Origin of the sequence: Cyclobacterium roseum (assembly GCF_010119225.1) — a bacterium.
In the GTDB taxonomy this organism is placed as follows: domain Bacteria; phylum Bacteroidota; class Bacteroidia; order Cytophagales; family Cyclobacteriaceae; genus Cyclobacterium; species Cyclobacterium roseum.
This window is the reverse complement of the sequence record NZ_WNKF01000012.1, coordinates 1-13,281: the sequence shown is the minus strand read 5'-3', so window position 1 is coordinate 13,281 and position 13,281 is coordinate 1. Positions and strand designations below refer to the sequence as shown.

Below are 13,281 nucleotides of genomic sequence, written 5' to 3'. Positions count from 1 at the left end.
TTTAGTCTCAAATTAAACGACCGATGAAAAACTCCTTCATTTTGGGCCTTTCTCTGGCCCTCGCTGCCTGCCAATCTTCTGGCAATGAATCCGGATCTGGCCAGGAATTTGACGTTCAACTGGACACGGTCATGATTCATCCGGGCGATGAGATCCTTTTTTTGAATTGGGGCCTGGGGCAGGCCAAGCTGACTCCGGACAAAAAATACCTCTACAACTTCAATTACCAGGAATACAGCATCGAAAAAATCGATCTGGATGAGCTGAAATTTGTCAGCAAAATCACCCTGGATAAAGAAGGACCCAATGGGTTGGGAGCCTACTTTCGAAGCCTTGAGCTCATAGGGGAAGACCGCTTTTTATTTTGCAGCTATGGGCAGGACAATATCATAAATGATCAGGGCAAAAAGCTGGAGCAGTTTGAGTTCGCTAAAATGGGTGCGGATGACGAAAAGCTGGAGGAGCGCGATAATATCCTGGCCCCACTGAGTATTGATGGAAAAGCTGAGCGCTTTGCGGGTATGGTGACCAACTGGGAAAAGAAAACCGCCAAACTGGTTTTAATTGACCGGGAGCAGAACCAAATCACCAGCTTTGCGACGCCGGAAATTGAAAAAGCCTCCAAATTTGAAATCATGCCCAATGACGGGGAAACGAGAATGGGGCTGGGCACCTACCGGTTTGGAAAGGTAGAAAACGGTAAGCTTATTTTCGGAACCGGGGTAGGGCATGAGCTTTATGTACTGGATCCAGAGGCGGAAGAATTCCGCCTGGTAAGCTATGCCAGTGAACTCCTCCCTCCGGAAAAGAGCGGAGATTATCCGGCAGAGGTCAGTAGTCAAAACGAAATGCGGGTCATTCATGAGAAAATCCAATCTGACATCAACTTTGCCGCTCCGGTTTGGGACGAAAAAAAGCAGGTATACTATCGCCTGGCTTTTCGGATGGAGTTCGATGACTCGAAACCCATTCCTGAAGGGAGCTTTATGCGGGAAACCAGTGGAGCAACTGTTTTCCTGACCGTTTTGGACAAGGATTTCAATCTTCTTAGTGAAGGGCAACTTACCACAATGAAAAAGTATCCTCCTTTTTATTTTGCCAAAGACGGTAAGCTATGGCTTTTCGAAAATATCGAGGATGAAATGGGCTTTGTCCGGATGGATATTTCCTGGTAAGGGGAATATGGAAAGGCATTTACCTTTGGGGTTTCCCAAACCCCGTCTTTCCGAAGAACGTATACGAAAAAAACCATCGAGGTCTCAAAGACCTCAATGGTCATAGATCTTATTGGAACACCGCATTTGAAAAAACACCAAACAACAGGCCCATCCATTTGGATTGCCTGATCAAATGGTGGGTAATTTCATAAACAATATAGGCTTCCCCTCCCCGGCGAATATGGCAATTGGAAAACTTTTTGATGAATCATATTTGGTTGGCTTTTTGATTTCCTTATACAATTGGACAGGATCAATAACCCTCAACTCATGAAAAATGGATGCTTCAAAATTCGGAGGTATGAAACGGGGAAGTTTCCCTTCTATTTTAGCAGCCTGCTTTAGCCAATAATCAACCTGGACCCTGAAATCGTTGGGATATTCAGCTTCAATAGAATGGACTGTTTTCCTTGATTGATAGTATTTCTCATCATAATAGTCATGGGTCATCAAGGTTACACTGTAGGTGGATTTTTTAAACAAACCCCCCGCTTCGGTTTCCCGTACGGTAAACTTAGCAAAATCAGCAGGCTGATAGTTTTCTATTTCAGCTTTTTCAATTTCCCTGTTATCAATGGTGAATGAAATTTTCCTTGTCTTTTTCCATCGCTCAAAAACATCATCCTGAATCTTCATTTTATCGGGTGGCCTTACAAAATAAATATTCGTTTTCACTTCCGGATAGGCTTGCTGCAAGGCCTCCAGTTTCTCAAATGCCAGGGCATCAAAAAAGGGAAATGATGTACTTTTCTGTTTCTCCTGCTCATCCATGGAGAGGTAAGCACTTCGAAGGGCCGGAAGGTCCAGTTTATTCAATTCCAATTCAAAGGGATTTCCTTCCTTGAATGCGCTGGCAAGAATTTGCTCATAATCGTTTACTGTATGGTTTTGTTGGGTCCTTTCAAAGGAGCTTTGGCCGGAGGACAAAAAAACCAACAGGAATCCTGCCACAATAACACTGATTGATTTGAACATCATGGTCTTAAGGTAGGAGCTGGATTGGCCCATCATGATTAACCTTCTTTTGGTGCCGGAGAAATTGAACGGACTACTGATCGATAAAGTAGCCTCGTTCCCTGAAATCTTATGGAATAAAAGCCACTGGTAGGCCGCTTTGTTGCGGAATTCGGCAATTACAGCTGCATCGGCCAGAAATTCATGATTCAGCTGCATCGCTTTTTTGTAAAGCAAAAAAACCGGGTTAAACCAAAAGACAACTTTTAGCACCTCCACAAACAATATGTCCCAACTGTGCCGCTGCCGAATATGGGTCAATTCATGAAATAAAATCTCTTTTTCTATGGTCTTATGCTGGAAGGATGCATTATCGACAAATAGAAAATGTAAAAAGGTAAAAGGCAGGGTATTTTCCCTCAATAATACGTAGGTACAATCATTTGCTTTCAGGGTAAGATTATTGCGAATCATCCGCATTAGCTGTACCAACTGAATAATAAACCGGACTAAAAAAAAGAAAAGGCCAGACAAATAAATCCCCATTAGTAGGGTATTCCAGGGGACAACAGTATCCGATTGTGCAGGAAGGGGAGCTTCCACTTTACCCTGTTGCCATCTTTGTGGTGGGGAGGTATCGTTTCCTGAACTTATTTCATTGCTGAATGCAGCAGGTACCTTTTCCGGAAATAAATCCTCCCCGATGTGAAAGCTAAAGGGTACCTGAAGAAAAGGCACCATCAGGGAAAAACAGAGCGCAAAAATCAGGAAAAAACGGTTGAAGCCAAACATGCGCTCCTTCATCAAAAAAAGTCGATAAAAGGCATAAAAGATAAGCAAAGCAATCGTAGCCTTTAGCATAAATGTGATCATGGCTTTTGGGATTTAAGTTGTTCCTCAATAATTTTTTTTAGTTCCTCCAGTTCTTTTGTGTCCAATGCTGTCCCTGTTGTAAGAAACGAAGCAAATTGGGCCGGTGAATCATTGAAAAATTTTTTGATCATGGTATTCACTTTTTTAGAAAAATAGTTATTCTTGTCTACCAGAGGAAAGTAAGCCCGGGAGTTGCCAAATACCTCAAAGCGTAGGGCCCCTTTTTCCTGCAATCTTTTGAGTAAGGTAGCAACGGTTGTGCTGGCAGGTTTGGGTTCCGGGTAGGAGGCGAGTATATCCTTCATAAACGCCCTGTCTTTTTCCCATATCAAATTCATAAGTTGCTCTTCGGCATTTGAAAGGTTCATTTTCTATATTTTTAGAGTTACTTCTACAAACATAGAATATAAAATGTATTTCACAAAGAGTTCTTGAATTTATTTTTATAGTTACACTTTGCTTAGAAAAAAAGATCCTGACCTTTGGGGTTTCCCCAGCCCCGAAGGTCTTTTCGCAAAACGTGCTCGAAAAAAACCGTCGAGGTCTCAAAGACCTCAACGGTTTAGGATGTCACCCCCCGGATCCACCCAGAAAGAAGCCGGTTCTTCCAGTGGAAATACATGAATCAATTGGGTGCTGAGCTCGGTGCGGTCAATTCCTGATACTTCAAACAGCACTTCAAAATACGGAGGTACTTCCCCCAACCGCACAGCGATTTCAGCTTCAATGGATTGCCGCAGTGCCGCATCGGTGAAATTCTTTAAGCTTTGCGTCGCTCCGGTATCCCAAAGTCCACCGAATAGGTAAACGGTATTCTGGTTGGGCCCCGGAAATTTGGCCATAAATCCGTAATCGGTATGGTAGCCATCCGGATCCCCGGCGGGAGAAAAAACCTGCCTTTCGCCACCATCCTTCCCTTCCAGAATCAATGATTCCCCTTCCTCGTCGAAGGCAAAATGCGAATACCTAAAATAATCTTTAAATAGGCCCAGGGTTTTGAGCATGCCCACCACCACAAAATTCTGATCCTGCAATTCCTTGGGGTTGAAACGGGAAATGGTCCGGATGGAAAAAAAATGCCCGGCTCCATCAAATAGACGGGTAAGGTCCTTGATCCATTGCAAGCTGCCCCGAATGAGCAGGCCATAGGACAAGGCGGTGGTTTGCACACCCTCCCGGCGATCATCCTTCCGAAAAAAAGCAAAATCAGACAGGCCGTTGATATCGGGATCACGGATGGTTCGGCTCATTCCGGCGAGACTGTCCTCCTCCAGGAAGATAAACAAGTCCCCCAAAAATACCGCCGTCGGAAAACCATTGTTGACCAAATCAGACCAGGTACTTTCCCGTAGAGAGCCATCCTCGCCCCGCCCCAGCTGAAACCAGGCCAGCAGCAACAGGCTGGTAAGAATCCCCCCGATCAGGCCGATCCGAACGGTTTTCTTCTGAACGTGGCGCAAAAGTCTGGTTTGATGCTTCGCCTTCTCAAACACGATACCATAGCTTCCCTTGGGTATGCGCAGCCGGTACGGATCCCCACTACCCTCCGCAGCGTAATAATTGCGCAATTTTTCCCGCAATTTGTACACATATACCCGTATGAGGGTACTTTCCGAAGGATCAAAATCCGGCTTACCAAACACTTCGGCCGCAATAATCGTCTCTTTGGGCGCATCCTCATCCAGGGAACAACGAACCAGAAACCGCAACAAATTGGCATAGGTAGTGGATCGCCCAAAACCCTTACTCTTGATGATCTTTTCCGTAAGTTCCAGAAAAACAGCCTTCTCCATCCCGTACTTTTCTTTTATTTCTTAAAGATAATCAATAACTTTAACAGTTAACAAAACGGTTTTTTGCCTTGCATTGCCCGGATTTTTCCAAGTATATTTGGAAAATACCCAAAAGTCAAAAATCGTATTCAAATTCCCAATAGCCATGAAAACTCGCCGCTTCAAACATCTTTTACCGCTCATCGCTTTGTCCCTGGGCTGGGTCGGTTGCGGCTGGGAAAAACCGGAGAAAATCCAGGAGGCATACCAGGAGCTGCCCGAAGCCATCGACTTCAATTACCACGTCAAGCCCATCCTTTCCGACAAATGCTTTGCCTGTCATGGTCCGGACGCAGCCAATCAGGAAGCCGATCTCCGGCTGGACCGGGAGGAATTTGCCTTTTCCGCACTAAAAAGCAACACACGTAATCATGCCATCGTGCCCGGTAAACCGGGCAAAAGCGAGCTGGTAAACCGTATCTTATCGGAGGACAAGGAACTCGTCATGCCTCCACCGGATTCCAACCTCAGCCTCAGCACGGAGGAAATTGCCATCCTCACCAAGTGGGTTGAGCAGGGTGCCGAGTACAAACCCCACTGGTCCTTTATCCCACCGGAAATAGCGAACCAGCCAAACCTCGAAACCGATGATTGGGCACGGAATGAAATCGACGCTTTTGTGGCCGAAAAGCTTCAGGCCTCCGGTTTGCAAGCCGCTCCTGAGGCAAGTAAAGAGATGTTGATCCGTCGCCTGAGCTTTGACCTGACCGGGCTTCCCCCCAGCCTGGAGGAGATCCGGCAGTTTGTTTCGGATACTTCCGAAGATGCCTACGAAAAACTGGTGGACCGGCTGCTCGCCTCCCCAGCCTACGGGGAACGCATGGCGGCCGACTGGATGGACGTGGCCCGCTATGCCGATTCAGACGGCTACCTGGATGACAAACACCGGGATTTCAGCCCCTACCGCGATTGGGTGATCGAGGCATTTAACCAAAACATGCCCTACGATCAATTTATTACCTGGCAAATTGCGGGAGACCTGATCGAAAATCCAAGCCAGGAGAGCATACTCGCCACTGCCTTTAACCGGCTGCATAAACGAAATTCCGAAGCAGGCATCGTCTTTGAAGAATACCGGGCAGAGTACGTGGCCGACCGCACCAATACCGTTGGGAAAGCCATTCTGGGATTGAGCATGGAGTGCGCCCGGTGTCACGACCACAAATACGATCCCATCAGCCAGAAGGATTATTTCGAGTTTTCCGCCTATTTCAATAGCACCAACGAACTGGGAACAGCCGTCTACGGCCCGGGACAGGTACCCGGTCCTTCCCTGCTACTGACCAATGAAGAGCAGGATAAACTTTTGGACTACCTGGACAAGCAAATTCACACGACGGAATCCGAACTGCAGGAATTAGCTGAAACGGAACCGGATGACCGGCAGTCAAGTCCCGAAGCCCTGCATGCGGGGCTAAAGCAGCTGCAAACCCAGGGCCTGGTGGCTTCCCACGATTTTGATAAATTAACGCCCCAGCCAGGTGGCAAGTCCTTTAAAAATCCCGGCTGGTCCGGAAACTCCGGACCGGCACTGATACGCGAACCCGATATTGCGGAAGGGATACGCGGTAAGGGCATCTTTATCAACGATTTTACCACCCTTTCCCTTCCCGAAAAAGTAGGCTGGTTTGACCAAACAGATCCCTTTTCCGTTTCCCTCTCCGTCTTCCCGGATACCGTTTATAAAGAAGCCGTCTTATTTACCCACTGCGAGGATATCCGACTGGGGCTGAAAGGTTACTCGCTGTTCCTGGAAGACAACCGCCTCAATTTCATCATAGCCTACAGCTGGCCCACCAATGCCCTGCAGGTAAAAACCCGGGACCCCATCCCGCCAAAAGAATGGTCCAATATCAGCATTACCTACGATGGCATGGGAAAGGCTTCCGGTATCGGCATTTACCTGAATGGAGAAAAAGTGCCGGTAGAAGTGGAAGCGGATCACATTTACAAGTCCATCCTGTTTGAACCGGATATCCATACCTATGGCTTTAGAGGCTTTGTACTGGGTGTGCGGGACAAGATGAAAACCTTTCTTAACGGTGGTCTGGATCAGTTGAAGATTTACAAGCGGGAGTTGACCGCGCTGGAAGTGCAATTTGCCAACGACCCGGAAAAAGCAAAAATGCTGATCGAAAACCCTCAGAATGAATCTGACCGGAAACTGATCCGTCAGCATGTTTTCAAATCTACCAACGAGCAGGCCAAAAAGCTTCGAAAATCGCTATGGGAATACCGGAAGCAACGGGCCCAGCACACCAACGACATCCCGGAAATCATGGTGATGGGAGATCTTCCCGAACCCAGACCCACTTATATCCTGGACCGGGGCCTGTACAGTGCCCCCACCCAACAGGTCTACCCCAACGTTCCGGAGTCGGTCATCCCCGGGGAAACGACCGACTACCCGCAAAACCGGCTGGGCCTGGCCCAATGGCTGGTCGATTCGAAAAATCCGCTGACCGCAAGGGTATTTGTCAACCGCCTCTGGCAGATGCATTTCGGTAATGGACTGGTAAAAACCTCGGATGATTTTGGCAGCCAGGGCAGCCTGCCCAGCCATCCCGAGCTGTTGGACTGGCTGGCGGTGACTTTCCGTGAATCCGGCTGGGACATCAAAAAAATGCACAAGTTGATAGCGATGTCGGCTACTTACCGGCAATCCTCCGGAACCAGTCCTGAATTGCAGGAGAAAGATCCTGAAAACGTTTTGTTGGCCCGGGGGCCCAGCTTTCGCATGACGGCAGAGATGATCCGGGACAATGCCCTGGCCATAAGCGGGCTTCTGGCCCCCAAAATTGGAGGTGAAAGTGCCTACCCCTACCAGCCGGAAGGGCTATGGGACGAAATCAGCACCAAGTCCTGGCGCTACCGCTACCTGCAGGAACCGGGGGAAGGGCTGTACCGAAGAAGCCTTTACACCATCTGGAAGCGAACTTCCGGTCCTCCTTCCATGATGATTTTTGATGTGGGAGACCGAGCCGAATGCACCGTAAAGCGCACCGAAACCAGCACACCTCTGCAAGCCTTAGTGCTGCTTAATGATCCTCAGTTTGTGGAAGCAGCCCGGGTGACGGCAGAAAAGCTGATTACAAAATATGGACCGGAACAGCGACTGGAAAACGCATTCCAATTGAGTACCGGCCGACAGCCGAAGCCCAAAGAAAAAGAGATTTTACAACAGTTTTATACCGAGGAGACCGAACGGTTTTCCCAAAATAAAAACGAGGCGCTGGCCTATTTAAGCACGGGGAGCCATCCCACCAAACCGAACCTGGATCCCGTTCAGGTGGCAGCCCTGGCTACCGTTATCAACGGCATCATGAATACCACGGACGGATACACCATCAGATAAACACGAAGAAAATGAGTCGATACGATCATACCGAATTTGGAGAAAGCAGAAGGGGATTCTTAAAAAAAGCTTCCCTGGGCTTTGGATCCATCGCCCTTTCCAGTCTCTTGGGGCAAACGGGTTCCCTGGCCGGCAGCCTGGGTACTTCCGGACCAGGAGGCATCCTGTCGGGTACCCATTTTCCCGCCAAGGCTAAACGCGTGATCTACCTTTTTCAATCGGGTGGACCCTCGCAGCTGGAAACCTTTGATTACAAGCCCTCCCTGGCCAAATGGCATGGGAAAGAAATCCCCCCGTCTGTACAGGGTACCCAGCGAAATTCGGGCATGGTGGCCGATCAATCCACCTTCCCCCTGGTGAAGTCGATCTATGATTTCAAGCAATACGGCCAATCCGGAGCTTGGGTAAGCGACTTGTTTCCCTACACATCACAGGTAGTGGACGAGCTCTGCATCGTCAAATCCATGATTACCGAAGCCATCAACCACGAACCCGCCGTCATGTTTATGCAGACGGGCTCTCAGCTAAGCGGCAGGCCTTCCATCGGATCCTGGCTGAGCTACGGACTGGGCAGTGATAACGAAAACCTGCCCAACTTTGTGGTGCTGCTATCCAAGAGTTCGGGCGCCCAACCGCTGAATTCTACTGCCTGGAGCAATGGATTCCTGCCTTCCCACCATCAGGGCATCCAATTCCGCTCGGGCAAAGACCCGGTGCTGTACCTCAACAATCCCCATGGCGTACAGGACCATGACCGAAGAAGAGCCCTGGACCATATCCGGCAGTTGAACGAGCAGCAATTTGATATCTGGCAAGACCCGGAAATCCAATCCAAAATCAGCCAATACGAAATGGCCTACAAAATGCAGAACTCCGTTCCGGATGCGGTGGACACCTCAAACGAACCAGATTACATCTACGAATTGTACGGAGAAGATGCCCGGATCCCTGGCACCTACGCCTCCAATTGCCTTCAGGCAAGGCGGCTGGCTGAGCGGGACGTAAAATTTATTCAATTGTACCACATGGGCTGGGATCAGCACGGCAACTTACCCAAAGGCATCAAAAGGCAGGCGCTCAGCACCGATCAGGCTACGGCGGGCTTGATCCAGGACCTCAAACAACGGGGATTGCTGGAAGACACCCTGGTGGTCTGGGGAGGAGAGTTTGGGCGTACCAGTTTTTCCCAGGGCAGGCTTACAGCCGACAACTACGGACGGGACCACCATCCGGGATGTTTTACCATGTGGATGGCCGGAGCCGGGGTAAAAAAAGGCATGGTCTATGGGGAAACAGACGAATTCAGTTATAACGTGGCCCAAAACCCCGTTCACGTGCATGATTTTCAAGCCACCCTGCTTCACCTGCTGGGGATTGACCACGAAAAGCTTACCTTCAAACACCAGGGCAGGCGCTTCCGGCTGACGGACGTTCACGGCCAGGTGGTAAATGATATCCTGGCCTAACCCATATACGATGCGCAGCCGAAGAAAATTCATTCAGCAAACAATCGCAGGAAGCACCACGTTGATGGCTTCGGGGCTACCCCTGTTTCATATCCTCCCCGGCCGTCCCAAACTGGAGGAAGAAGTATTGGGGCACGGCAATTTCCGGTACCGGGTAGAAAAAAACTGGAGTCGGGCCGAATCCAGCCGCTTCCCGGTCAAAAACTGTCACGAGATGGTGCTGGATCAGAAAAATCGGTTGATCCTCCTAACCGATCATCCCCAAAACAACATCCTGATCTACGAGCCTTCGGGAAGATTAGTGGATAGCTGGACCTTGGATTTTCCGGGTGCCCATGGATTGACCTTGTCCGATGAAGGAGGCGAACAGTTTTTGTTCATCACCGACACGGGCCAGGGAAAGGTAGTCAAGTGCAGCCTGGAGGGCCGGGTGCTCCTGGAACTGCCGCATCCGGCAGCAATCGGTTCCTACGATGAAAAAATGCCTTACCGACCAACGGAAACCGCCATCGGTCCTAACGGTGACATCTACGTGGCGGATGGTTACGGGGCGCAATTTATCTTGCAATTTGATGCGACGGGCAATTTTATTCGGAAATTTGGAGGCGACAGTTTTCTGCAACCCGATAAATTCAAACAGGCACACGGGGTAGCCATCGATTACCGGGCTCCCGGTGATCCCACGCTACTGGTTTCTGCCCGCATCAAAAATACCTTCAAACGATTTACCCTGTCCGGGGAGTATTTGGAAGAGCATTACCTGCCGGGAGCCTTTATCAGCCGGCCGGTGCTGGACGGAGAAAACCTGTATTCCGGGGTCTGCTTTGGCATGACGGAGGGCAATTATAACATGCAACTGAACCGCGGCTTTGTCACCATTCTGGACAAGGAAAACCGGGTAATCTCCAATCCGGGAGGTACCGAGCCTCAGTATGAAAATGGAAAATTGACACTCATGCTACAGGAACAACCGGTATTCCGGCATTGTCACGATGTTTGCCTGGACCGGGACAAAAACCTGTATGTCTGCCAGTGGAATGCCGATGGGGTGTATCCGTATAAATTGCACCGGGTATAAATTTTTCACCATTGCCACGCTCGACGTTTATTCTCGGGTATTTTACACAGGGTACCGTCGTTGACTTCAATTAAGGTCCACTGCTGGTTGGATGCCTTGCCTTGGGTGCCTGAGCGGAGTCGGGCTTCGGTAGGGGCAGCAAAAAAAGTGGAGGCTGATCATCTGATGGATTGATGGTAGGTTTTAATCGAACATCCCAATGGCGCTGGATTGTACACCAGGTGCCTTATCCTGTCGTAGGTAAGATGTGTTGATGCCTTGATTTCTAACTTACCACGGCGGACAAAATCCGCTACGCCATAGCTGCTTAAGATTCCACCATAGCGCTGCTGTGGCCCAATCTCCAAACAGACTGGTTCATGTAATCACAGCCTATCCCGCATGAAGTCCGAACTGGCACTACAAACCCAATACATAATTCTATCTATATGGGTTCGCAATCCTACGATTCACCCATTATACCGTAATTTTTCAAATTCGTCGAATCCAGATTTAAAATTACAAATTTTAAAAAAGTTATTTATATTTCTAGAATTCACCTAGCAATCGTAACTTTACCCCAACATACCTAAATGTATTGTATAAATTCATTTTGAATAATAGTGTATAAAACTTTGTTAGTCGGGTAGGATTAATGGGTAATTTTGTTATTTCCTTATTATTTTCTGACAAAATGGCAATAATTTTTTTCTGTAATACATTATGGTGCAAACCTCTATGCTTTTTATTAACAGAAAGTAAAATTTCAACGAGTTGTCTTGAATTGTATGGAGATTTAATTGCTTTATTTAATGCCAATTGTTCGGTCCGACCCTTGCTAAGCCAAATTCCCATCCGATCTTCCCAATACAGGAAATCCATCACATCATAACCTAACTTTTTAAACTCCGACGTATTCTTTAGCCATTCCTTGTATACTAACGTAGGGAATTTTAATTTCCCATACCCTGTAATAAAAGTCAAATCCTCAGCGGTAACATTTTCTGCATATCCAAAAACGCTTCTTGCGATTTCAAAGACATTACCATTGATGTACACCTGGCCTTTAAAAGCATCTTCTAAAACTTCACTTGGAGGAAAATCCAGGCTTTTTTGCACATCTAGTATATCCTTCATTTTTGGAATTTTAGAAGCATCTATAATGACGCGTTTTTTACCGTAAGCACGAGTTAATTTACCGGATAGGACAATATCATGATGATTATCAGGCATGTTTAAACGCTTCAAGACGTAATAGGTGCATTTTTCTTCAGGAATCTCTAAACTTGCTAAAAATAATATTCTACTGTCATAGCCTCCGGTGACTGCCAAGGCAATTTTTTCGTGTCTATTAGAGATTGCTTTTAAATAGCCTTTAATCATGGTCGCTGCTTTCCTCCCTGCATCATTAACAGACCTTTCAGGCAAATATTTATTGGGATAAAATCTTGTAACCTTTCCTCTTTTAAGATCAATAAAATGGTTACAATTAAAATGTTTAACATTCTTAACATGTGTCGAATCGCCAAGGAGAAGCTTTCGTTTCTTAAATACTTCTGAATTAAAAAATTCAATCGCATGTTTATCGTCATGAGGAATCAATTCCATTCCCTGAGCAAGCAAGGTAACTTGTGAGGCAACATTATCAAACGATAAATCATAATAGATTTCTCTTTGACCAGTCGCATCATGAAAAATAAATAATGATTCATCCGAAGAAAAAATAATGATAAACTCTCCGGTATATTTTGAAACCCTATCAAACAATGTTGACGCTGAACCTTTTGACAATTCGTCGATGATTTCTTGGTCAGTTAATTCAGGGAATTCCCAATCATATAGAGACCCAATTAAAAATAAACTTGGATTCCCCGTGGAGTTTTTAACCAGGTTGATGGTTGGATGGCAAAAAAGGGTAAAATCCCCATTTCCAATAGATTCCTTTTTCCAATTTAATTGGTTCCATTTTTCTTTAAAATTATGAGATCTGGTCAGTAAGAATTGATTTAGAAACATAATTAAGTCATTTTATGATTAAACCCAGATAATACAATGAATTATCCGCAACTTGGTGGAGCCACTTTAAAATAAACAGGTTCTTTGCTATTATCTACTTCATCACAAACTGGCTATGCCTTAGTCTTCAAATAGCATAATTTTCTTGGGATTACACCGCTTCCTGATAAAAAAAGGACAGACACTACAAATCCTATACTAATCCAGAATAAAGATATTGGAAAAAATTATAATATTATTGTAATGTTAATATAAAAATTAGCTTATCATTTTTGAAATATGGGTAAATGTCCATCATTGGTGCCTTCCCATGTAACATCCTTATTTCCTGAATTGAAAATTCGGTAGTCAAATAGTATATCCTCCCCTTCTCTAAACGAAATAGTGGGATTACCTGAAGCATCAAGCAGTTGGAATTGTGCCTCAAGAGGAGGTAAAGTCATGTCTTCAACACAATGTAGTCGGTAATTGAATATGCACCAAAAATGGTAATTAGGAATGCACCAAAAAT

At 46.6% G+C, this 13,281-nt stretch carries 9 protein-coding genes; 4 read left to right on the top strand and 5 right to left on the bottom strand.

What is annotated here, in order from left to right; genetic code table 11:
- The first annotated feature begins 23 nt into the window (after window positions 1-23).
- Window positions 24-1,175 carry a DUF4221 family protein gene (locus tag GJQ68_RS16275; protein ID WP_162418371.1) on the top strand — a complete coding sequence of 384 codons (1,152 nt, stop codon included), beginning with the start codon at window positions 24-26 and terminating at the stop codon, window positions 1,173-1,175.
- Between the two features lie 171 nt (window positions 1,176-1,346).
- Here GJQ68_RS16275 and GJQ68_RS16270 read toward each other — a convergent pair whose 3' ends face one another.
- The 3 genes from GJQ68_RS16270 to GJQ68_RS16260 form a co-directional block, all read right to left on the bottom strand.
- Window positions 1,347-3,044: a M56 family metallopeptidase gene (locus GJQ68_RS16270; protein WP_162418370.1), complete on the bottom strand. Its 1,698-nt coding sequence runs from the start codon at window positions 3,042-3,044 to the stop codon at window positions 1,347-1,349.
- Window positions 3,041-3,412 (bottom strand): BlaI/MecI/CopY family transcriptional regulator, encoded by a 372-nt coding sequence (locus GJQ68_RS16265; protein ID WP_162418369.1) that lies wholly within the window; start codon window positions 3,410-3,412, stop codon window positions 3,041-3,043. Before GJQ68_RS16265 ends, GJQ68_RS16270 begins: the two co-directional genes overlap by 4 nt.
- 186 nt (window positions 3,413-3,598) lie before the next feature.
- Entirely contained in the window at window positions 3,599-4,837 is a 1,239-nt protein-coding gene (locus GJQ68_RS16260; RefSeq protein ID WP_162418368.1) for a hypothetical protein, read from the bottom strand.
- Between the two features lie 145 nt (window positions 4,838-4,982).
- On the opposite strand from GJQ68_RS16260, the gene GJQ68_RS16255 reads away from it, so the two are divergent.
- Genes GJQ68_RS16255 through GJQ68_RS16245 form a run of 3 tightly spaced genes read left to right on the top strand, consistent with a single transcriptional unit; the run spans window position 4,983 to window position 10,775 of the window.
- The gene (locus GJQ68_RS16255) at window positions 4,983-8,231 is read left to right on the top strand and encodes a DUF1553 domain-containing protein (RefSeq protein ID WP_162418367.1); all 3,249 of its coding nucleotides are present in this window, start codon (window positions 4,983-4,985) and stop codon (window positions 8,229-8,231) included.
- 11 nt (window positions 8,232-8,242) lie between these two features.
- Window positions 8,243-9,697, top strand: coding sequence for a DUF1501 domain-containing protein (locus tag GJQ68_RS16250; RefSeq protein ID WP_162418366.1), 1,455 nt, complete (start codon window positions 8,243-8,245; stop codon window positions 9,695-9,697).
- Window positions 9,698-9,707: 10 nt separating this feature from the next.
- A complete protein-coding gene (locus GJQ68_RS16245) occupies window positions 9,708-10,775 on the top strand; it encodes an NHL repeat-containing protein (protein WP_162418365.1) in 1,068 nt (355 codons plus the stop codon).
- 528 nt (window positions 10,776-11,303) lie between these two features.
- On the opposite strand, the gene GJQ68_RS16240 is transcribed toward GJQ68_RS16245, so the two are convergent.
- Together GJQ68_RS16240 and GJQ68_RS23385 are read right to left on the bottom strand one after the other, a co-directional pair.
- Complete coding sequence (locus GJQ68_RS16240; protein ID WP_162418364.1) at window positions 11,304-12,770, bottom strand: hypothetical protein; 1,467 nt, start codon at window positions 12,768-12,770, stop codon at window positions 11,304-11,306.
- Between the two features lie 266 nt (window positions 12,771-13,036).
- On the bottom strand, window positions 13,037-13,281 hold a 245-nt coding region (locus GJQ68_RS23385; protein ID WP_235941627.1), incomplete at its 5' end, for a hypothetical protein.

Coding starts and splice junctions, on each gene's coding strand:
- GJQ68_RS16275 (WP_162418371.1), top strand. CDS start 24: ATGAAAAACTCCTTCATTTTGGGCCTTTCTCTGGCCCTCGCTGCCTGC.
- GJQ68_RS16270 (WP_162418370.1), bottom strand. CDS start 3,044: ATGATCACATTTATGCTAAAGGCTACGATTGCTTTGCTTATCTTTTAT.
- GJQ68_RS16265 (WP_162418369.1), bottom strand. CDS start 3,412: ATGAACCTTTCAAATGCCGAAGAGCAACTTATGAATTTGATATGGGAA.
- GJQ68_RS16260 (WP_162418368.1), bottom strand. CDS start 4,837: ATGGAGAAGGCTGTTTTTCTGGAACTTACGGAAAAGATCATCAAGAGT.
- GJQ68_RS16255 (WP_162418367.1), top strand. CDS start 4,983: ATGAAAACTCGCCGCTTCAAACATCTTTTACCGCTCATCGCTTTGTCC.
- GJQ68_RS16250 (WP_162418366.1), top strand. CDS start 8,243: ATGAGTCGATACGATCATACCGAATTTGGAGAAAGCAGAAGGGGATTC.
- GJQ68_RS16245 (WP_162418365.1), top strand. CDS start 9,708: ATGCGCAGCCGAAGAAAATTCATTCAGCAAACAATCGCAGGAAGCACC.
- GJQ68_RS16240 (WP_162418364.1), bottom strand. CDS start 12,770: ATGTTTCTAAATCAATTCTTACTGACCAGATCTCATAATTTTAAAGAA.